Below are 22,147 nucleotides of genomic sequence, written 5' to 3' on the forward strand. Positions count from 1 at the left end.
CGGTCGTTGCAAACAAGGGGAAAATAGGCAGATCGCCAGTCGCTGCAGCTTCAAGCCGTAGCAATGGCAGAATCAATCCAATTCGATTTTCCCAGTATATAGCTGATAATAGGTGCCTTTTTCTGCCAACAGCGTTTCATGGGTCCCCCGCTCAATGATACGGCCATGATCCATCACCATGATGGCATCGGAGTTTTGGATTGTAGACAATCGATGGGCGATCACAAACACGGTCCGTCCAGACATCAAACGATCCATCCCTGATTGGACGATCCGCTCTGTACGGGTATCGATGCTTGAGGTGGCTTCGTCTAAGATCATCACTGGCGGATCAGCGATCGCTGCGCGAGCAATTGCCAACAGCTGCCGTTGACCTTGGGAAAGCCCTTCGCCATCGCCCGTGATCACGGTGTCGTATTTTTCTGGCAAATGATTGATAAACATGTCGGCATTGGCTAGTTTCGCTGCTGCCAGCACTTCTTCATCACTAGCATCCAGTTTTCCGAAGCGAATATTCTCGCGAATCGTTCCAGTAAACAAATGGGTGTCTTGCAAAACGATTCCTAATGAGCGACGGAGGGATTCCAGATGGATTTTTTCAATATTGATACCATCATAGCGAATCTTCCCGTCTTGGATGTTGTAGAATCGATTGATCAGATTGGTGATCGTTGTCTTACCAGCACCTGTTGCACCAACAAAGGCAACTTTTTGCCCAGGCTCTGCATACAGATTGATCTCATGTAAGACCAGTTGATTATCGACATAGCCGAAATCAACATCTTCAAATCGCACGTCTCCCGTCACTTCCGTATAGGTAATGGTTCCATCCTCGTGGGGATGTTTCCACGCCCACGTGCCTGTTCGTTCTTTGGTTTCAACTAGTTGACCTTGCGACCATTTGGCATTGACCAGTGTGACGTAGCCATGATCGATTTCTGGCGTTTCATCTAATAGGTTGAAAATTCGCTCAGCACCGGCTAATGCCATGATCACAAAGTTGATTTGTTGTGATACTTGGCTGATAGGGCCATTCAATGAACGGCTCAGTTGCAAGAAAGAAGCGATCATCCCGACCGTCAGTCCAGAAACACCATTGATGGCAAACAGGCCACCAATGATGGCGATCAAGACATATTGGACATTTAGTAAGTTCATCATGATCGGCATCAAGGTATTGGCATTGACATTGGCTTTAGTGGCACTTTCTTGCAGTTGATCATTTAAGGCATCAAATTCTTCCATGACGATTTTTTCATGATTGAAGATTTTGACGACTTTTTGTCCGTGCATCATTTCTTCGATATACCCGTTGACAGCGCCTAAATCTCGTTGCTGTGCGCCAAAGAAGCGGCCGCTGCGGCGAGAAATGATGCGGATCACATTCAGCATCAAAATAACCGACAGCATCACGAACAGAGTCAATGGAACACTGATGGAGAACATGGCGATAAAGACAGAACAAAAGGTTACCGCCGCCATCATCAAGTTTGGAATACTTTGGGAGATCATTTGACGCAACGTATCCGTATCGTTGGTAAAGTGACTCATGATGTCGCCATCTGAGCGGGCATCAAAGTAGCCGACTGGTAGAGACTGCATATGTGTAAACATTTGGTCACGGATTTTTTTTTGCGTGCCCTCACTGATCTTGACCATCATAAAGTTATAGATCAGTGCGGCCAAGATCCCAATCAGGTAGATGATCGCCATTTGGACGATCGCCCGAAACAAGCCGCCAAAATCAGGATTGGCTTGCCCTAAAAGCGGTGTGATATGATCGTCGATCACGACTTGTAAAAACAACGAACCACGAACGTTGGCAAAAGCACTTAACAAGATCATAACAACGACGAATAGGAGTTGTCCTTTGTAGTCGCCAAACATCGTTCGCAATAAACGTTTTAATGTACGCTTGGGATTTGCTGCTTGTCTATTCTTCACCTTCACCAAATCCTTTCTGCTGCGAATGGTACACTTCTTGATAGATGGCATTGTTTGCCAACAATTCTTCGTGGGTACCGATGCCATTGATTTTGCCATCATCCATTACGATGATCCGGTCGGCGTCTTCGATCGAATTGATCCGTTGGGAAATAATGATCGTCGTCGTTCCCGGAATTTCTCGTTTCAAGCCTTCGCGGATACTGCGATCGGTTTTGGTGTCGACGGCACTAGTAGAATCATCGAGAATCAAGATTTTCGGTTTCTTTAATAAGGCACGGGCAATCGTCAACCGTTGTTTTTGCCCACCGGAAACATTGTTCCCTCCTTGTGAGATCTGCGTTTCATATTTATCAGGAAACTCTTGAATGAAAGGATCGGCTTGTGCGATCGTCGCCACGCGCTGGATCTCTTCATCCGACGCCTCTTCATTGCCCCAACGTAAATTGTCGTTGATGGTGCCGCTAAAGAGTACATTGTTTTGCAAGACCATACTTACTTGGTCCCGCAATGCTTCTAAATCATAGTCGCGAACATCATGACCGCCGACGATGACACGCCCTTCAATCACATCATATAAGCGGGGGATCAGCTGGACGAGGGTGGATTTCCCGCTCCCGGTTCCACCAATGATCCCAATGACTTCACCGGATTCGATGCGTAGATTCGCATCAATCAGCGCCAACTTGTTTTTGTCATTGGCGTAACTAAAGCCGACATTTTCAAAAATGATGGAGCCGTCTTTGATTTCTTTGACTGGTTCGGCGGGATTTTTCAAGTCACTTTCTTCATCTAATACTTCCACGACCCGTTCTGCCGACGTTCGTGCGATCAAAATCTGCACGAAAGCCATCGACATCATCATCAAGCTCATCAAAATCTGCATCGTGTAGTTGAACATGCTGACTAATTCACCAGTCGTCAGGCTACTTTGTTCCACGATCAACTGGGCACCAAACCATGACAAGAGCAACATACATGTATAGACTGCAAATTGCATCAATGGCATGTTAAAAGAGACGATTCGTTGCGCGAGAGTGAAATTCCGATAAACATCGGTGGACACTTCGCCAAACAGTTCTTCTTGTTGTTCTTCCCGGACATACGATTTCACAACGCGAACCCCTTGTAGATTCTCTTGCACCACATTATTCAAGCGGTCATAAATGCGGAATACTTTTAGAAATAGCGGGTGGGCAAAACGAATCACTAAGGCAAGGCCAATCGCTAAGATCGGTAAAACAACTAAGTAGATCGTCATAAGTTCTGGGCTGATGGTGCTAACCATTGCAAGTGAGAAAATCAGAACTAACGGACTGCGGACCAGAATACGAATAATCATTTGATACGCATTTTGGACGTTGGTCACGTCAGTGGTCAAGCGGGTGATCAAACTGGAGGAAGAAAAGCGGTCAATGTTTGAAAAGGAAAAATCTTGGATTCGGCGAAACAGATTGTGCCGCAGGTTGCGGGCAAAACCAGCCGAAGCGATCGCTGCCGTTCGTCCGCCAAGCGTTCCTAAAAGTAATGCGATCAAGGAACATAAAAAAAGCAAGCCGCCATCTCTTAGAATCACACCGGCGTCTCCTTTTTCGATCCCTTGGTCGATCATCATGGCCATGATCAGGGGCATAATGACATCTAAGGCAACCTCTCCTGCTACATACACAGGGGTCAGCAAGCTGTCCTTCTTATAGCTGCCAACATTCGCGAGTAATTTTTTTATCATTTGTTTCGTCCCTTCTATAGATGGCACTGCGGAGCCATTTTTTCTCGTTACCATCAAGTTTACTTTATCGATCCAGCGATTTCAAGCGGCTCGCTCGTGTTTTTTTTACAATTAGTAAGTAAAAACACCCTTCCAAGGAAGGGTGCTTACCTTTTGATGCTGTGTGAAAAAGTGTCGGTTGCGAGATTATTCGGCAGCAGATGAACTAGCGGTACTGACCGGTTCATCCGCCTCCCCGCCATCCTCTGCCGGCGGTGTTTGGGTACTGCCTTGCAGATTGCCGCGGCTGATACCGATGGTGATCCACGTTTCTAGGGGAATGAACTCGCCGTAGCGGCTCATTTCAACGACGGTTCCTTTTGGTTCCGCCGAATCGACATAGTAGATTTCGTAATAGACATTGGCGCCTTTTGATTTGTATTCATCAAAGAATAGTTTTGGCAAGTCGCCTTCCGTTGCTTGGAAACGGATGTCTTTCAAATACGGTCTGCCTAATGAGTAGACGACTTTGACAGTTGGCAAAGTATCGCTTTCGCTGTACTCTTTGCCCGCTTCCTCCGACTGACTCAAGAAACTACCATACGCCACTTGATCGGAATAGACCGTGCTGACTTGCAGCGGGATTTTTGATTCTAGTCCTTGGGCTTCTTCGATCGTGTATTGTGAAAAATCTGGAACGGTCAAAGCTTGGCCTTTTGAGACCTTCACCACAAATTCTTCTTTTTTCGCAAGTTTGCTGCCTTTGACTGGTTCTTGTGAAACGACCAGATCCAGGGCGACACTGTCAGAAAAGACGGTTTCTTCTTTGTATTTCAAGTCATTCTTTTTCGCCCATTCAGAAGCTTCACTTTTGGCTTTGCCTGTAAAATCAGGTACTTCAATATTTTTTTCAAAGACTTCTTTGCCCTTTGAATAGTAGACACTCAAACGGTCTTTGCGTTTGTATTCGGCTAAATCAAGCTCTTTGTTGGCCGCCTCTTGTTTGATAAAAGCTTCTGCTGCTACATTGTCGTCAAATTGTTCGATCAAAGAGAGGTTTTCGGCTTTATTGCTAGCGATCCAATCTTTTGCTTCGGTCACTTGCATCGCTGAAAAATCCGGTAGCTCTAAGCGTTCTTCAGGATCAGGCCCGAGACTCGCCGTCAGTGTCAGTGTGGCACCCTTCTTGATTTTTTTCTCAGGGTCGACACTTTGGTCGATTACTTGGTTGACGTCTTTGTCAAAGTCATATTCTTGCTCCACTTTGATAGCGACGCCTTCTTCCATGCCCCACGTCCGCGCTTCTGACAGATCTTGGGCAGTGAAATCCGGCACCTTCACATGGGTCATCTGATAATAGACGATCCCGATCACGGCAACCGCCAAGGCGGTCAGTAAAGCAATCAGCAAGATTTTTTTCTGCTGACGCTTTTTGTAGGTCGGATCAAATTCCGTTTCTTCTTTACCAAAACGGCTGACTGGTTCCTTTGATGCTACCTTCTCAGTCCCAGAACTCGCCGCTTTTGCTTCAGTCGTCTGTGTTTGTTGACGGGCTGCCGAGCGACTCATCGGCTCACTAGCTGTCGGCTCTTCTGATTGGTGAACCGTCGTTGGCTCCGCTGGTTTGCTCGCTTGCTCCGCGCCTCTTGCATTTTGATCTCCGACAGGTTCGCTAGTTTTTTTCTCGCTATTGCCAGCGGATTTCTTTTTGCCATCATAGTTGTCCGGGCTAAAATTTGATAAAAAATCACTCATGTTTACTCAACACACCTTTACGTAAATACAAGACTTCATCCGCTTGTTGAGCGATCTCGTTAGCGTGGGTCACGACGATCACACATTTGTTGTGGACGTGTGCCAGCTCCTTAAAGATATCGATGATCTCTTGTTCCATTTCTTCATCCAAATTCCCCGTTGGTTCGTCCGCTAAAATGATATCGACATTGGTGGCTAACGCCCGGGCGATCGCTACCCGCTGTTGTTCTCCACCAGATAATTGATTGACGAGCCGATCGGCTTTTTCTTTGGTGATGCCTATATAATCCAGTAAATTGTATGCCACTTCTCGCTGATTGTCTGGCAGCTGATTTTTCGTGATCGCCATCGGCACTAAGACATTTTCAACTGCACTTAAATAGGGAATCAGATTATAGCTTTGGAAAATGATACTGATGTCGTCGCGGCGATAATTTTCATGCCCAATTTTTTCGATATCGGTGCCTTCATAAAGTACTTGACCGCTTTTCGGACTATCCAACGCACTGATCAAGGATAAAAACGTCGTTTTTCCCGAACCAGATTGCCCTAAGATGGCATAGAAAGTCCCTTTTTCAAAAGAAACAGAGGTCTCTTTCAGTATATAGCGGCGCTGATCGCCGTCTTGGTAATAGTAATCGACTGCTTTGGTTTCTAATAAAGTCATCGTTGGTTCCTCCTACATCATGATTTTCTTTGGATTCAAGCGTAAAATATACAACAGCGGTAAAATAGCTGAGAACAAGACGGTTCCTAAACCTAACAGCAGATACGTAATGATGTAGCCTGCTGAGAAGGACACTTGATAGGCATTCTTGATATCCATGTAATCAATATCAGCTGCCATCAAACCGCCAGAATAAACACCGCCCATATCATTTTGATTACTCATCCAATCGTTTTGCATCAAGGTATTTGAAACGGCACCACCTAATAAGTTCCCGGTCACTAAGGACAATAGCAGTGCGGCTAAACTAACCAGCAAGACTTCAATCACGATCTGTCCAATGACTTTCCCACGGCTTTCCCCTAAGGAGAGATAGATGCCCAATTCTTGTTTCCGATCTCGTAAGAAAAGCAAGACCACTAAGGAAATAATAAAGATGGTTGCGATCGACGCAATGATCACGATGTAATTTGCGATCACCCCTAACCGAGTAAAGCCACCGGCGATCTGCTCGTATTGATCCGTATTAGCAATGATACGATAATATTGGGGCAATAACGCACCGGCTTCTTGTTTAAAGGCTTCGACGTCATCCGTTGAATTTAGGACAAAGATCGGTTGATAATAGGCGTCTGACTCTTCTTCGATCACTTCTTGACCCCAAAGTTTTTCAGACTGCAATTTGTTAAAATCTTGCACTAAATTATTGCTAGCATAAAAGGTATTGATTTGTTCCATCACTTGCCATACCTGATCACTATTTTGTGAATCACTTTGATCTGATGAACTACTTTGATTGCTTTGATCCTTTTTAATTACAGAAAAGATCCCTGCAATGGTCACGGGATAATCAAAGGTCGCGACACGATTGCCACTCTCAGCCGTTTCGTCCGTCGCATCCTCACTATCATCACTTACTCCCTCGCTTGAACCACCTTCCATCATGACTTCTGCCCGTGTATCCCATACCAATTGATCACCGACACTCAGGTTATTCAATTCTGCGATCTCTTTACTGATCAATACCGCGTTCGTCAATTCACTGACATCTTTTTCTGTCAATCCCTCGCCTTCCTCCAAGCGAATCAAGCCTTCTTGCATGTCTAATGGCTCAACCAAATTTCCGCCCTTCAAAGAGAAGTAGTTGCCACCCATGCCGACCGATCCATCCTCCGGCGTATAGGCTTTCAATTTTGTTGTTTCTAACCAAGCTTGATTTTGGTAATCAAAATATTTCACATAGCTTAATTGACCGATTTGCTCATAAAGATCCAGCGCTGGTGGTTTCGGATAAAAATCTTCTTGTGACTGCTCTTCCTCCGAAGCATCCGCATGGTCTTTTTCAAAACCTTCCCAATCCATTTCCACCGTAGCTACGTTCCCCATTTTGCGTTTCGTCTCTCGCTCCACGTTGGCAGTGGATTGTTGAATTGCTACAGCACCAGCGATCACATTGCCTAAAATAAATAGAACTAAAAATAAAATAAATGATTTCCCTTTTCTTCTGGTGATACTCTTTATTGCACGCTGCCAAAAGTTCATTGTTATTTCCTCCAGTGACATTATTTTTTAACAATTATTCCATACTTCTCCCTCAAGAACAATCGCAATAAAGGATCGTTTTTCGAATTTAAAATATTAAAAAACGGGTGAAAAAGATATTTCCATTTAATAACCCTTATAAAAGAACAAGAAAAAGATGTTAAATAACAAATAAAAGAATGGAATTTTTGCTAACAGTTTTGTAAGATTTCCCGATTTCAACTTAGATTTCACTTGGATTCCATCAAAAATGCTTAGCGCTTTCGAGAGTATAAAAAAAACGAAGGAATTCTCCGACTCTTTTCCAGCGAGAAAATCCTTCGTTTTGTATTCCCTATTTTTCTTTCGTATCGATCACGATCGTCACCGGGCCATCATTGACCAAGGCGACTTGCATATCTGCGCCAAATTTTCCAGTAGCAACAGTGATGCCTTCGGCTTGTAAACCTTCATTAAAGGCTTCGTAAAGCGGGGTCGCAATACTTGGCGGTGCCGCTTGAATGAAACTAGGGCGATTGCCTTTCTTGGTCTCCCCATAAAGGGTGAACTGTGAAATACTCAAGACCGCGCCGTTTATGCTTTCCAGTGACCGATTCATTTTGCCCTCTTCGTCTTCAAAAACCCGCAGATTTTTGATTTTTCTTACGAGATAAGCCACATCGTCGCCTGTATCCTCATGGGTGATCCCCAACAAAACCATGAACCCTTGTTGGATCGCACCGACGATATTGTCCTCAATCGACACGCTTGCTTGACTGACTCGCTGGATCACTGCCCGCATTCTTTCTCACCCCTTCGTACGTCTGACGCTGTAAACATCTGGAATCTGCTTGATTTTATCAACGATCGATTTCAAATGAGTCAAATTCTGAATCGCCACCGTGATACGGATCGTTGCCATTTTGTCTTTATTGGTTTTGGCTTCGACACTCACTAAGCGTTTCGTGACGCTATTGACCGTCTGCAAGACATCGTTGAGCAACCCAGACCGATCATAGCCGTAGATCTCAAGATCGGCATCGTATTCTTTGTTGATGTCGGTGGCATCTTCCCACTCAACATCGATCAAACGGTTCGCTGCCTCTTTGTTTTGAACATTGGGGCAATCGCTGCGGTGGATCGAGATTCCCCGCCCTTTAGTAATATAGCCGACGATCGAATCCCCAGGAACCGGATTGCAGCAGCGGGAGATGCGGATCAACAAGTTATCGACCCCTTCAATGACAATGCCGCCTTCGTGACGAACCTTCATTTTTTCTGGTTCTTTTTTCGCCGGTTGATTGATCATCTCTTGGACTTGCTGCTTTTGCTTCTCGATTTGTTTCTCGCGCCGTTCTTCTTCGGTCAAACGGTTGGCTAAGGTCGTGGGACTGACTTCCCCATAGCCGACAGAGGCAAACAGGTCATCTTCTGTTTGATAATTGAATCGTTCGCAAGCTTCCGCCATTTTGCTTTTCGTCAAGAATTCTTTTGGCACAAAGCCCATATCTTGTAAGGTACGAACCACTGCCTCATGTCCTTTGATGATATTCTCATCACGATCTTGGGCTTTAAAAAATCGTTTGATTTTGTTCTTCGCTTTGCTGGTAGCCACTAGTTTGACCCAGTCGCGGCTTGGCCCAAAGGAATTCGGTGATGTCAGAATCTCAATAATGTCGCCATTTTTCAGCTTATAGTCTAATTGGACCATTTTGCCGTTGACCTTGGCACCAGTAGTTTTGTTGCCGATGTCGGTATGGATGCTATAGGCAAAATCCAGTGGACTGGAGCCTTGAGGCAACTCCGTCACATCACCTTTTGGCGTAAATACATAGACTTTGTCGCTGAAAATATCGCCTTTGACACCTTCCATAAATTCAGAAGCATCATAGCTTTCATCTTGCAGTTCCAAGATTTCACGGAACCAGCCAACTTGTTGGGTCATCTTGTCGGCTCGGACTTTTTCGGTCTTGCCTTCTTTATAGGCCCAGTGCGCAGCAACCCCAAATTCAGCGATCTCATGCATTTCATGGGTCCGAATTTGGATCTCGACAGGATTGCCTTTGGGACCAATGACCGTCGTATGCAGCGATTGGTACATGTTGGCTTTTGGCATAGCGATATAGTCCTTGAACCGCCCAGGCATTGGTTTCCATTTTGTATGGATCGTTCCCAAAACCGCGTAACAATCTTTGATGGAGTCAACGATCACTCGGATCGCCAACAAATCATAAATTTCATTGAACTGTTTCTTTTGGTCTTTCATTTTGCGATAGATCGAGTAAATATGCTTTGGTCGACCATAGATCTCAGCATAGATATCTAGTTCCTCCGTAGCGATCCGAATCTCTTCCACGGTTTCGGAAACGTAGGATTCCCGTTCTTCTCGTTTGGTCTGCATCAAATGCACGATTCGGTAATATTGCTGTGGATTCAAGTAACGCAAAGAAATATCTTCTAGTTCCCATTTGATTCGGCTGATCCCTAAACGATGAGCCAATGGGGCATAGATTTCCATCGTTTCTTGGGCGATGCGGCGTTGTTTGTCTTCCCGCAGATGTTTCAACGTACGCATATTATGTAAACGGTCAGCCAGTTTGACCATGATGACCCGTAAATCTTGCGCCATGGCGATCAACATTTTCCGATGATTTTCTGCTAATTGTTCTTCATGAGATTTGTACTTGATCTTACCCAGCTTGGTCACGCCATCCACTAGCATCGCTACATCGGCACCGAATTCTTCTTTCAGATCGGCTAACGTCACATCGGTATCTTCGACGACATCATGCAAAAAACCAGTTGCAACGGTATGAGGGTCCATCTGCAATTCTGCCAAGATCCCCGCAACTTGGATTGGATGAATAATGTAAGGCTCGCCGGATTTACGGAATTGTTCTTTATGGGCTTCTGTCGCGTAATCTAATGCTTTTTGGACAAAGGCAACATGTTCTTCACTCATATAATGAGCGACCAATTTGATGACATTGGGCCCGGTCAATATAACTTCTTTTGCCATTCATTCCGCCTCCTGCTTTTCTTTTTTGTGCTATCAAAAAGGCAGACAGAAGTCGCTGTTAACGTTTCGTCACGCACCCAAAGCCTTGCGGACAAACGTTCTAAGCATGGGACTCCTGTCTAACCTGCAGTTCTTATTTAGTAGTATTATTATACAAATTTTTCAGCTATTTTTCAATCGCTGTTGTTCAAAGCACATCGGGTGCCGGCTTGTCCTTAAGCAATTCTTCAAAAACATGATACGAGAGCCCGATTTTCTCGGCGCCGGCAGCCTGTAGTGATTGCATAGCTTGTTCATCTATTGTGTCAGGATTGATCTGGATCGACAGTTGACTGCCACCATCTAAGGAAAACAAGCTCACGTCGTGCAATGCTTCTGCTAGTGGTTGTTTTTGTCCTAACACGATCTTTGGCCATGCTTCTTCTTTCAAGCGTTGTGCCACTTGGATCTTCGTCAATTCATTCATGATCTCGGTTTGCACAGCTAAGCGGATCTCCCCTCCTGTCAAGGTCAAGGAGCGAATCGTTTCGGTCAATTCCGCAAAGCCACGATCATTTTCCATGAAGGAAGAAGCCGGTAGCCAGACTTCCAAAAAATCGGCACCTTCCATAAACGCCCGACCGATTTCAAACGCTACCTTTGCCAGTGTTCCTTGGGCAAGGGGGTAATCGATCACTGCGCCGATTTGTAAGGAAGAGCCTTGTGCCAAGATTTTCGCCCGCCGAATGGCACTAGGCAAAACGACGACTTCCTTTAAAGCCGTTTTATATTGATTGATAAAATCCTTCAAGACCCAGTCGGTCATATCGGCCGTCAACAAACGGACACTGATTGCTTCTTGGTTCTTATTCATCAACTCACATCCTCTTTAATTCCGTTAGCACACTGACAGCACTTAAAAAATAAAACGGTGCTGTTTCTGTTCGTAAAATCCGAGGGCCTAACCCGCATAATTTAGCGTTGTTTTCCTGGGCTCCTTCGATTTCGGAGGGGGTCAGACCGCCTTCTGGGCCAAAGATCGCTAAAACTTTGCTACCAACGGGCAATTCGGTGATCACTTGCAGCAGCATCGCTACTTCTCCTTGCTTGGCTGATTCTTCATAAGCCACTAGGACCGCATCGTACTGACTGAGGCTTTGCCAAAATGCTTTGGCGTTATCCAGTAGTGTGATGGCTGGTGCGATCTGCCGTTGGGATTGCTCCGCCGCTTCTTGGGCGATTTTTTGCAGCCGCTGCTGCTTTTTCTGTAACTTCTTTTGATCCCATTTCACGACCGAAGTTTGCGCAGGAAAACCGATAAATGCTGCCGCCCCAAGTTCCGTGCCTTTTTGAACGATCAAGTCCAGCTTGTCGCCTTTCGGGTAGCCGCTAGCGATCGTGACCTGCAGCGGCAATTCCTTGTCCTGCTGTTCTTTTTCGACTTCCTCTAAGTAAACCGTTTCTTCATCGGCCTCTTTGATCTTGGCGATGATCGCCAAATGATCCTCAAAAACTAAACCGACTTTCGTGCCGGGAGTCATGCGCATCACTCGGATCATATGGTGGAAGGGTTCTCCCGAAACGGCAAACACCGCTTTTGCTTCATAAGGCTCCTGTAAAAAATATCGCTGCATCTTACTCTACCTCTGGTTTTTTAAAGGCGATCGCATACCAGTCTTTTTGATTGAACAATTGATCGATCTCAAAGCCTTGTGCGATCATGGCATCGATCACTAATTGTTTTTTCGTCTCAATGATCCCAGAAACGATCAAGGTGCCCTCTTGCTTCAATAAACGCCATGCATCAGGGATCATCAATAAAATGATATCCGCTAAAATATTGGCAACGATAAGATCAGCAGGGACCGTCACCCCTTGCAAAAGGTCATTGGCTTGCACGGTCACATCGTGAGCAATGGGGTTCATCGCCATATTTTCTTGGGCGGACCTCACAGCGACTTCATCTAGATCATAAGCAAACACGTCTTTGGCACCTAAATATTTGCTGGCGATACTTAACACCCCTGAGCCCGTCCCGACATCTAAGACGGTTTCACCGCCCCGCAAGTAGACTTCTAGGGCTTGTAATGTCAAGCGTGTCGTAGGATGCGTGCCGGTCCCAAAGGCCATTCCCGGATCAAGGGTGATGATCTTTTCATCTTCTTGCAGCGGTTGATAGTTTTCCCAGCTCGGCACGATCGTCAGATAGCGGGAGATACGGACTGGATGGTAATATTTTTTCCAGGCCGTTGCCCATGCTTCTTCCACGACCTCGCTCGTTGTGATGGTGTTTTTGCCGATTGCCAAACCATACTCCGGCAGACGGTCGATGGCTGCTTTGATCGTCGGCAGCACTTCTGGCAAAAAAATCGTCTCTGGGAAATAGGCACTGACTTGCGCACCTTCTTCTAAGGTCGTATAGGTTTCTTTATCCAAAATTTCGCCATACGCATCGCTTTTAAAATTTTCGACATCTAAAACGTCCTCGATCGCTACCCCACTTGCTCCGTGTTCCATTAAAATATTGGCGACTGCTTCCACTGCTTCGCTAGCTGTCGCTACGGTTACTTCATTCCATTTCATGTTCGTTCTCCTTAGTAACTAGGGTACGGGATCATGGTTTCCCCAGCCCCGGCTTGATAGTTCGTCATTTTCTCCACAAATGCTTCTTCGTTGAATCGCAATTCAAAGATCGCTTCTTCACTGTCATCGTTCAAGAAATCAAGCAGATCGCTTTGGCCTTCTTCTAAAATTTCTTGAATGTAATCAACCAATCCGTCTAACAACGCTTTTTGGATCCCTTTTTTTCCTGCATAAGGAATCGTCGCTAAATAATCTTCTTCATCAAACGTTGATTTTTGTGGATCATACAACAAAATCCCATCTTCAAATTCAATGATCGCTTCCTCTGATGCCACACCTTGCGCATCGTCGATTTGGACTTGTTGAGGATTTTCGGCAAACAAGCGCAACACCAATTCGATGGTATGATTTTTGGCATCCCAATCGATCGCCACATCATAATCGGAGATTTTTTTCGTTAATCGCTGATCTAAGTAAGTCAATATCGTTTCTTTCGCCATCACTATTCCTTCTTTCTAGCCAGCCATGATCTTGCTGAACAGCGGCTTTTCGTATATTTGTTAAATAAGGATTACCAGCTACCGCAAATCGAAGCGGCATCTGAGTCCACTCCCCTTTGTTCGGGATACCAATTCGAGGCAATGCCAAAATTTCTTTTGGGGTACGTCGGCGCTCAGGAACCAAATGCAGCGGACTCGTAAAAATCGATTCGCCGTAAAGCTCAGCTGGAATCTGTAGTGCCTGTACTATTTTCCCGGGGCCATTGGCTACATCCGGTCCCGTTTTTTGTCGCTGTTGTTCCATCAAGTCAATCCCATCCACCGGTTCTAGCCCGCGAATCATGATTCCTTGTGGGATGCCTTTTGGTTGCGTAATAAAGTTGACAATTCGATGCGTATGCATCGTATATAAATAAATCGTGCCGGGTTCCTGATACATCGCCCGAACCCTTGGTGTGTTTCGCATGCCCACACTATGAGCCGCCAGATCATCGGGACCTAGATACGCTTCACAATCCACGATATACCCACCTAATGTTCCTTCTGGGATCTCATGTTCCAAATACATTCCTAATAAGGCACGTGCGATGGTCGTTGTCGGCTGTGTCGCAAATAGTGCCATTAATTCATCCATTCTCATCACCCTCTTTATTCTACACAATTCTCGGTCAACTTACTATCTTTGACTACAGAGTTGCGGTGATCTCAACGATTTCTTTTCAACGAACCTGTTTTTTGCTGACTGAGTGGAAAATACGCGCCCTTTTGTTTTCGTAAGGACGCAAATCAGCTTGTTTATGAGAATGTACGTTCTTATGTTATACTTACAGGAAAAGGAGAGGATCGTTTTATGCAGCAGCCACTTGCTTATCGAATGCGGCCACGGAACTTAGATGAAGTCGTCGGACAGCAGCATTTGGTTGGCCCGGGGAAAATCATTCGCCGAATGGTCGAAGCCAAAATGCTTTCTTCGATGATCCTATACGGACCGCCGGGAACCGGAAAAACCAGCATTGCCAGTGCGATTGCCGGCTCGACACGCTATGCGTTTCGCATGCTGAACGCCGCCACAGATACAAAAAAAGACCTGCAAATCGTGGCAGAGGAAGCCAAAATGAGCGGTACTGTCATTTTATTGCTTGATGAAGTCCATCGACTAGACAAGACAAAACAAGACTTTTTACTGCCCCATTTAGAAAGCGGCAAGATTATTATGATCGGTGCCACGACGGAAAATCCCTACATTACGATCAATCCAGCGATTCGCAGTCGGACACAGATTTTTGAAGTCAAACCGCTCCAAGAAGAAGATATTTTGACCGCCATTGATCAAGCTTTAGCAGATGAAACTCGCGGACTTGGATCAGAAACCATCGTATTGACCGATGATGCCCGCTTGCATCTCTCGCGAGCGACCAACGGTGATTTACGAAGCGCCCTCAATGGCTTAGAACTCGCTGCCCGTTCCACACCAAAAGGACCAGACGGCATTATTCATTTGACCTTAGCGATCATCGAAGAGTGCGTACAGCGCAAAGCATTGACCCATGATAAAGATGGGGATGCGCACTATGATGTGATCTCTGCTTTTCAAAAATCGATTCGCGGCAGCGATGTGGATGGTGCGCTGCATTACTTAGGTCGTTTAGTAGAGGCAGGCGATTTGGCGATCATTTGTCGGCGCTTGATGGTCATCGGTTATGAAGACATCGGTTTAGCTAACCCAGCAGCCGCTGCTCGAACCGTCAATGCTGTGTTAGCCGCTGAACGTTTGGGCTTGCCGGAAGCTCGGATCCCTTTGGCCGATACGGTGGTCGATCTATGTTTGTCACCAAAATCCAACTCGGCCTACATGGCATTGGATGCAGCGATCGCAGATATTCGTAGCGGTAAAGCTGGAGATGTCCCGGATCATTTACGAGACAGTCATTACAAAGGCGCCGAAAGTTTGAATCGAGGAGTTGGCTATCAATACCCACATAATTTTGATGATGCATGGGTCGATCAGCAATATTTACCTGATAAGCTAAAAGGTACCCACTATTATCAACCGAAAGCCACCGGTAAATATGAGCAAGCGTTGGGCCAACGGTACCAACAATTGCAGCAACGAAAGAAAAAAAACTAGGTGCTTAGAAAAAATAGTGACTTTTTGGCATCGTTTTCAAACAACTTTATTGCACCTTCGTCATTCCTATGCTACTATAAGGGTGGGAATTCTGTGATGTACGAGTTGTCCCTTTTGTGTGTTGACCGAACATTTTTATTGATATCTTGGGATCCGTCTTGTGTCAATGCTGGTAACATGCCTTTTCCTTTGGTAGTTCGAAGCTTAGACCGTGGAACCCACCTGCTAGAATTTGCGGGATCAATACTATGGGAAAAAGAACGGCATCAACGGATATTACCCATTCTTTTTAGAATGTGCCATCTGTTTTTAACAGATGGCTTTTTTGCGTTTTCTAGCCGTTAGAAACCGTGCAACGTCCTCCATCTGATATCAAAGTAAGGGTGGCTTTTGCTATTCTTTCTAGGGTTCGCTATACTAAATCTATCAACTTAGAATAGGATGGCGTATGTTTATGATTCTTCTATTATTTACGATCGTGGCACTCGTATTATTCGGCACCAGTTATTTGCTTTATGCCAAACAAGCGATTTTTTTCACTTTGATCCCTACTACTGAGGCGAATAAAGTCTTCTTAAAAACCTATAGCCTCATTCATTTCCTTTTAGGCGTAGTGGCATTGGTTGTGGGCTTTGTCGATAGAGAGCTGATTGCCTTGTTTTATTTGGCGTTGTTGCTGCTCTCTTCCGCTTCATTCAGCATCTTGCTGGCACAAAAAATGAAAAAAAAGGAAGATTAGGTTTTCTTTTTCCAGAAAAAAGCATTACAATAAAAGTAGAAGATAACAGATGGGAGTGTTTCTTATGTTACAACAATATCAACGAATCATGGTAGCCGTCGATGGGTCTAGCGAGTCAGAATTAGCCTTCAAAAAAGCCGTGAATGTGGCACAGCGGAATGATTCTGAATTAGTTTTAGCACATGTGATCGACACTCGGGCCTTTCAAACCGTTTCTTCTTTTGACGGCATGCTTGCTGAGCAAGCAACCGAAATGGCCAAACAAACTTTGAAAGACTATGAGGATTATGCCCGCAAACACCAAGTAACTGCAGTCAAAACAGTGATTGAATACGGCTCGCCAAAACCAATCATTGCCAAACAATTGCCCGAAGATCACAACATCGATTTGATTATGATCGGTGCCACTGGTTTAAATGCCGTGGAACGAATCTTTATCGGTTCCGTGTCTGAGTATGTCATTCGCCATGCTGGCTGTGATGTGTTAGTTGTGCGGACAGACCTAGAAAACAAAGTCCCAGCAAAAGACCAGACGAAAGCTTAATAGTGAGACGACCTGCCGCTGCTTGGCAGGTTTTTTTGTGCAAAAAAAACCGTGACAAAAGCAAAAGAGTTAACGAGCACTTAGGTCTCATTGGTCTTTTTGCCTTTGGTCACAGCTCCTTGACAAGTCGGTTATCCAAACTTGTACAGCAAAAAATGAAAGCAAAGTAATAGGTACTCCTATCTAACCATGTTTCCTTTTGATTGTAAATAGTTTTTCTGAATTTTCTGAATAAATAGTTAATTTACCCATCCTTAAATAAAAAAAGCAAAGCGTCGCTTCCCTTAGGAAAAACGACGCCAAAATCTATGGTGATAATGGGCTATCCAAAGGACGCTGGTCAAGAGGATCACAAAGAAAACCGGACCATTCAATAACCAAAAATCAACCGAAGTCGCAGCAAAGCCATAAAGGATGATAACAATGACGGAAAGAAATAGCGTTGCGACTGTTCCAATGGCTAACCCAAGACTCCCCGCCCCTCTCGTAAACAATTGACTGATATTGGTCCAATCCAAAAGCAGCAATCGATAATCCCGAGCAAAATATTTCAAGCACAAAAGAAAACTGCTCCAAAGTGCTCCTACTAGGAAAGAGATAGCCAAAATCAGCGGCATTTTGAATAAAAGCACTGCTGCCAGCACGATGACTGCCGTTAAGCTCAGCTGCAAAACGACGCCAAAGCGGAATTTTTCCCGCAAGTAGCGCTTCATCGATAGCGGCAAGGAGCGGACAAACAAGAAATTCTCCTGATCCAATGAAATCAAATTACTGATAAAAGAAGTCGGGTTGACCATCAGTGCCGCCAAGGCGATCCCCGCCACGAAAACAACACCGATAAACCGCTCATCCAATTCACTTAACTGAATCGCTCCTGTAAACACAAAAGACACTAAGAAAATGATGGGCATCAGCAACGAAGAAGAAAAGACTTGCATGATCAAATTCGGATCACGGATCAACTGCGAATTGTAATTAAACAACAGCTGGCCCAAGCCTTGATTGGGCTTATGTTTCCGACGAACACTCCCTTGGTTAGGCGCCGCGGCTGCCACTTGCTCATAAAACTTCGGCAAGATCAATCGATAGAGGGCAAAAAGCAGCACGCCTGCTGTGGCGATGATCCCTAGCAAGCTAAGCAAACCGGTCGTTTGAAACGGTGCCACCATCACATAATAAAAAGGCAATAAAAAGCTGATCGCTCCCCGGTCTACCACGTCTGTCTCATAAGTATTCACCTGATTCATCATTAAGACCCCGATCACAACAACCAGCATCGTCACGCCTAGCAATAAACTAGTGACCAATTTTTTATGCTTCAAGAAAAACTTGGTGCGGGTCAGGCTGAAGACGATCAAGCTGCAAATGCTGAAGATCAAGACTAAAAACAAGCCGAACAGCAAGAACGCCCATAAGATCGTCAGCAAGAAAAAGACGTTTGCCCGAATCCCTGTCAGGAGAAATAAGACCAACAAAGGAAAAATAAACGGCGCAACGGTAAGAAATACCACCACGATCTTTGCCAGAAAAATTTCACTCTGTCGAAAGGGCAGCGGCAAATACGCTGGCAGATCTTGACTTTCGAAGAAGACATTGTAAATGGACGAAATCCCTTGGGAAAAGCCTAAGATTCCGAACAAAGCGACATAATAGGTAAAAAAGCCCGGCATCTGACTAAAATCCAATGTGATCATCGTCAAGCCATAGATTAGGAGAAACACTACCCCAGAAAGCGCATATTGAAACAACAGATAACTGGTCAAGGTCGAACCAGCCTTGCCTTTTTTGCGGGCTTTGTCTGTTAGTTGGGGATTGGCATACCGCAAATTAACGGAGGTCAGCGTCAGAAATTGTTGTTTTCGCATCTACGCTTCCTCCGCTTCTGCAAGAATCGCTTCTTCTTGACTTCTCCCAGTCATTTGCAGATAGATCGTTTCCAAAGAAAGCGACGGATGCTGTGCCAGCAAATCTGCCACTGAGCCATTGTACAGCAGCTCACCTTTTTTCAAAATCGCTAATTGATCACACAACTGCTGGGCGGTGTCTAAGACGTGGGTAGAAAAAATCACGGTCTTGCCCTTGGCAGCATGCTGTTTCATCATTTCTTTTAAATCATACGCTGCTTGGGGATCTAAGCCTTGCAATGGTTCGTCCAAGATCCAAATGTCCGGATCGGGGATCAATGCCCCAATCAGCAGCGTTTTTTGCCGCATTCCATGGGAAAAGCTAGCGATGGTCTCTTCTTCATGAGACAGCATATCAAACAAGCGCCCTAATTTTTGCAAACGCTCGGCCTTTTCCGCTGCTGGCACCTCATACGCTGCGGCAATCAAGTCCCAATACTCCCCTGCCGTTAGCTGTAAAAACAAATCTGGCGTGTCCGGCACATAGGCAATTTGTTTTTTTATCGCTTCCCGATGTTCCACGAGGGATTGACCGTCAAAAAAGATTTCCCCACTCGTCGGTTGTAAAATACTAACTAAGCTTTTGATCGTTGTCGACTTCCCTGCCCCGTTGTGTCCCAGAAAGCCAAAGATCTCCCCTTGACGAATCGTCAGGGAAAGATCAGACAATGCTTTTTTTGGTCCATATTGTTTCGTCAGATTCTTGATCTCAATCATTTTCCTGCCTCCTTATTCCATACCTATTGTTATCTTACGCTGAAACGTAGTAAAAGAAAAATGTTTATTGCCATTTTTATCAAATCAATTGACAGGAGCTGCAAAAACAAAGATAATAAGAGCACTTTAGGGGAGTAGCACATGGATCGTTCCATGATCTTAGATCAACAGCAAGCGGGAATCCGCTGGTTTAAGATGTTTCTTGCAAGACCTAAGTGGCAAGGGGCCGCTTAGGTCTTTTTGCAGTTTAAAATGGAGGGAAAACAGTCAATGAGTTCAAGTAAAATGAAAAAAGTGACCGCCGGCGGACTTTTAGTCGCCATGGGGGTGGTCTACGGTGATATCGGTACGAGCCCACTTTACGTAATGAAAGCCCTGGTGGAGGACAATGGCGGACTACGCACCTTAACGCCCGACTTTATCTTAGGCAGCGTCTCGCTCGTCTTTTGGACGCTGACCTTGTTAACGACGATCAAGTACGTCTTGATCGCATTAAACGCGGATAACCATGGAGAAGGCGGGATTTTTTCCCTTTATACCTTAGTTCGTAAAAACAGCCGCTACTTGATTATTCCAGCGATCATCGGGGGCGCAGCCCTGCTAGCAGATGGGGTATTGACGCCTGCCGTGACCGTAACCACTGCCATCGAAGGATTACGGGGAATTCCAGCCTTTTTTGATCGCTTCGGCAATGACCAATCGATCATCGTCGGCATCACCTTAGCAATCTTATTGGTCCTCTTTGCCCTGCAGCGCTTTGGGACTGAGTTTGTCGGCAAAGCCTTCGGACCGATCATGCTAGGCTGGTTCACCTTCTTGGGCATCGTCGGTGTGATGAACTTTGCCGGTGACCTTTCGGTGATTCGGGCCCTTGATCCCCGGTATGCGATCAATCTGCTCTTTAGTCCCGATAACAGCGCTGGTCTCTTTATTCTCGGCAATATCTTTTTGGCGACTACTGGTGCGGAAGCCCTCTACTCGGACTTAGGTCATGTGGGCAAAAAAAACATTTATGCCAGCTGGCCCTATATCAAAATCTGCTTGATGCTGAATTACTTTGGTCAAGCGGCGTGGCTGCTGCAAGTCTATCAAAACCCGACTTATCAAGAAATCGAAAACTTGAACCCATTTTTCCAAGCATTGCCGCAAGGGTGGACAGTCTTTGGTGTCAGCTTCGCCACACTCGCTGCCATCATTGCTTCGCAAGCTCTGCTGTCTGGCTCCTTTACCTTGGTTTCTGAAGCCATCAAGTTGAAACTATTGCCGCGGATGCAAATCATCTATCCGGGGGCGTCTATCGGGCAAATGTATATTCCTGCCTTGAACACCTTGCTGTGGATCGCCTGTTCCGGCGTGGTCTTATTCTTCCAGACCTCTACTCGGATGGAAGCCGCTTATGGATTGGCCATTACGGTAACGATGTTGATGACCACTATTTTGCTGTATTTCTACTTGCACCAAAACAAGAAGACCCGTTTCTTGGCACCGTTCATCACGCTCTTTTTTGCAGCGATCGAAGGCATTTTCTTTATCTCTAGTGCGACGAAATTTTTCCATGGCGGTTACGTTGCCATCTTATTAGCCAGCGTGATCATCGGTGTGATGCTGATTTGGGAATGGGGCAATCGTATTCAAGAAAATGCTGCCGAAGAAGTTGCACTTTCTACCTACATCCCTCAATTGAAACAGTTGCGGGAAGATGATTCTTTGCCATTATCTCAGACGAACGTCGTCTTCATGGTTCCTAAACTGCAAGACGATCAGATCGGTCAGCAGTTCATCTATTCCATTTTAGACAAACGGCCGAAGCGTGCCAAAGTGTATTGGTTCGTCAATGTGGAAGTCACCGATGAACCTTATACGAAAAAATATGAAGTTTCGATGGCAGATACCGATTTTATCGTTAAACTAAAGCTTTATCTCGGCTTTCGGGTGCCGCAAGAAGTCAATCTCTACATTCGCCAAATCATTCAAGAATTGATGAAAGATGGTCGCTTGCCGCTGCAGCCGCAACGCTATTCCTTAACGCCTGGACGCAATGTGGGTGATTTCCAATTCGTGATGATCGAAGAAGAGCTGTCGAATGCAACTGCATTAAGCAAATGGCAGAAGCAAGTCATGCAGACGAAGCTTTTTATCAAACGCCATACTATTTCACCTGAACGCTGGTTCGGCTTAGAATACAGCGATGTGGTTCATGAGACCGTTCCTTTGGTCATCGGTCAGATGAAAGAAAGCTCTCTGACAGAATTACGCATCGAGGAACGCTAAGAAACCGCCAGTACTGGTTGAACTTTCTGATACTTTCAGGTACACTGAAAAGACAAAGACACAAAGGAGGGAAAACGACCATGATGCGCATGACTAAAATAACAAGTAATGAAAATTACCAACGATACCATATCGCATTTAGCCATGCAATTGGTTTTACAGTTGCTG

The 22,147-nt window shown here is 45.3% G+C and carries 18 protein-coding genes and 1 other RNA gene; 5 read left to right on the plus strand and 14 right to left on the minus strand.

Going from position 1 to position 22,147, the window contains the following annotated elements; all coding sequences use genetic code 11:
- Window positions 1–72 precede the first annotated feature (72 nt).
- From CXM95_RS16210 to CXM95_RS16265, 12 genes are all read right to left on the minus strand, one after another.
- Complete coding sequence (locus CXM95_RS16210; protein ID WP_228085046.1) at window positions 73–1,995, minus strand: ABC transporter ATP-binding protein; 1,923 nt, start codon at window positions 1,993–1,995, stop codon at window positions 73–75.
- A complete protein-coding gene (locus CXM95_RS16215; RefSeq protein WP_042890682.1) occupies window positions 1,934–3,673 on the minus strand; it encodes an ABC transporter ATP-binding protein in 1,740 nt (579 codons plus the stop codon). The genes CXM95_RS16210 and CXM95_RS16215 overlap by 62 nt, the downstream gene beginning before the upstream one ends.
- A gap of 186 nt (window positions 3,674–3,859) precedes the next feature.
- Entirely contained in the window at window positions 3,860–5,407 is a 1,548-nt protein-coding gene (locus CXM95_RS16220; protein ID WP_005233477.1) for a PASTA domain-containing protein, read from the minus strand.
- Window positions 5,400–6,074: an ABC transporter ATP-binding protein gene (locus CXM95_RS16225; protein WP_005227776.1), complete on the minus strand. Its 675-nt coding sequence runs from the start codon at window positions 6,072–6,074 to the stop codon at window positions 5,400–5,402. The genes CXM95_RS16220 and CXM95_RS16225 overlap by 8 nt, the downstream gene beginning before the upstream one ends.
- 12 nt (window positions 6,075–6,086) lie before the next feature.
- The gene (locus CXM95_RS16230; protein ID WP_016621953.1) at window positions 6,087–7,637 is read right to left on the minus strand and encodes an ABC transporter permease; all 1,551 of its coding nucleotides are present in this window, start codon (window positions 7,635–7,637) and stop codon (window positions 6,087–6,089) included.
- A gap of 313 nt (window positions 7,638–7,950) precedes the next feature.
- The gene (dtd, locus tag CXM95_RS16235; RefSeq protein WP_008382058.1) at window positions 7,951–8,397 is read right to left on the minus strand and encodes a D-aminoacyl-tRNA deacylase; all 447 of its coding nucleotides are present in this window, start codon (window positions 8,395–8,397) and stop codon (window positions 7,951–7,953) included.
- A 6-nt stretch (window positions 8,398–8,403) separates the two neighbouring features.
- Window positions 8,404–10,614, minus strand: coding sequence for a RelA/SpoT family protein (locus CXM95_RS16240; protein ID WP_005233463.1), 2,211 nt, complete (start codon window positions 10,612–10,614; stop codon window positions 8,404–8,406).
- 187 nt (window positions 10,615–10,801) lie between these two features.
- Window positions 10,802–11,467 carry a deoxyribose-phosphate aldolase gene (locus CXM95_RS16245; RefSeq protein WP_016621954.1) on the minus strand — a complete coding sequence of 222 codons (666 nt, stop codon included), beginning with the start codon at window positions 11,465–11,467 and terminating at the stop codon, window positions 10,802–10,804.
- 4 nt (window positions 11,468–11,471) lie between these two features.
- On the minus strand, window positions 11,472–12,227 hold the full coding sequence (locus tag CXM95_RS16250; RefSeq protein ID WP_008382053.1) for a 16S rRNA (uracil(1498)-N(3))-methyltransferase: 756 nt from the start codon (window positions 12,225–12,227) through the stop codon (window positions 11,472–11,474).
- A gap of 1 nt (window position 12,228) precedes the next feature.
- Complete coding sequence (gene prmA, locus CXM95_RS16255; RefSeq protein ID WP_005233456.1) at window positions 12,229–13,176, minus strand: 50S ribosomal protein L11 methyltransferase; 948 nt, start codon at window positions 13,174–13,176, stop codon at window positions 12,229–12,231.
- Between the two features lie 11 nt (window positions 13,177–13,187).
- The gene (locus CXM95_RS16260; protein WP_034872159.1) at window positions 13,188–13,676 is read right to left on the minus strand and encodes a DUF3013 family protein; all 489 of its coding nucleotides are present in this window, start codon (window positions 13,674–13,676) and stop codon (window positions 13,188–13,190) included.
- Window positions 13,612–14,310, minus strand: a complete 699-nt coding sequence (locus CXM95_RS16265) for a DNA-3-methyladenine glycosylase (RefSeq protein WP_101699429.1) — start codon at window positions 14,308–14,310, stop codon at window positions 13,612–13,614. Before CXM95_RS16265 ends, CXM95_RS16260 begins: the two co-directional genes overlap by 65 nt.
- A gap of 216 nt (window positions 14,311–14,526) precedes the next feature.
- On the opposite strand from CXM95_RS16265, the gene CXM95_RS16270 reads away from it, so the two are divergent.
- The 4 genes from CXM95_RS16270 (at window position 14,527) to CXM95_RS16285 (ending at window position 17,087) form a co-directional block, all read left to right on the plus strand.
- Window positions 14,527–15,804: a replication-associated recombination protein A gene (locus tag CXM95_RS16270; RefSeq protein ID WP_008382049.1), complete on the plus strand. Its 1,278-nt coding sequence runs from the start codon at window positions 14,527–14,529 to the stop codon at window positions 15,802–15,804.
- A gap of 85 nt (window positions 15,805–15,889) precedes the next feature.
- Window positions 15,890–16,084, plus strand: a non-coding RNA gene (gene ssrS, locus CXM95_RS16275) — 6S RNA.
- A gap of 168 nt (window positions 16,085–16,252) precedes the next feature.
- Window positions 16,253–16,543, plus strand: coding sequence for a hypothetical protein (locus CXM95_RS16280; protein WP_005233435.1), 291 nt, complete (start codon window positions 16,253–16,255; stop codon window positions 16,541–16,543).
- A gap of 64 nt (window positions 16,544–16,607) precedes the next feature.
- Window positions 16,608–17,087 carry a universal stress protein gene (locus CXM95_RS16285; RefSeq protein ID WP_101699430.1) on the plus strand — a complete coding sequence of 160 codons (480 nt, stop codon included), beginning with the start codon at window positions 16,608–16,610 and terminating at the stop codon, window positions 17,085–17,087.
- A 284-nt stretch (window positions 17,088–17,371) separates the two neighbouring features.
- Here CXM95_RS16285 and CXM95_RS16290 read toward each other — a convergent pair whose 3' ends face one another.
- Window positions 17,372–18,952: an ABC transporter gene (locus CXM95_RS16290; protein ID WP_086298415.1), complete on the minus strand. Its 1,581-nt coding sequence runs from the start codon at window positions 18,950–18,952 to the stop codon at window positions 17,372–17,374.
- Window positions 18,953–19,708, minus strand: coding sequence for an ABC transporter ATP-binding protein (locus tag CXM95_RS16295; protein ID WP_008382046.1), 756 nt, complete (start codon window positions 19,706–19,708; stop codon window positions 18,953–18,955).
- Window positions 19,709–19,978: 270 nt separating this feature from the next.
- Between CXM95_RS16295 and CXM95_RS16300 the strand changes: the two genes are divergently transcribed.
- Window positions 19,979–21,979 carry a KUP/HAK/KT family potassium transporter gene (locus CXM95_RS16300; RefSeq protein ID WP_008382045.1) on the plus strand — a complete coding sequence of 667 codons (2,001 nt, stop codon included), beginning with the start codon at window positions 19,979–19,981 and terminating at the stop codon, window positions 21,977–21,979.
- Window positions 21,980–22,147 lie beyond the last annotated feature (168 nt).

The sequence above is a fragment of the Enterococcus sp. CR-Ec1 genome (assembly GCF_002850555.1).
Taxonomy (GTDB): domain Bacteria; phylum Bacillota; class Bacilli; order Lactobacillales; family Enterococcaceae; genus Enterococcus_D; species Enterococcus_D entomosocium.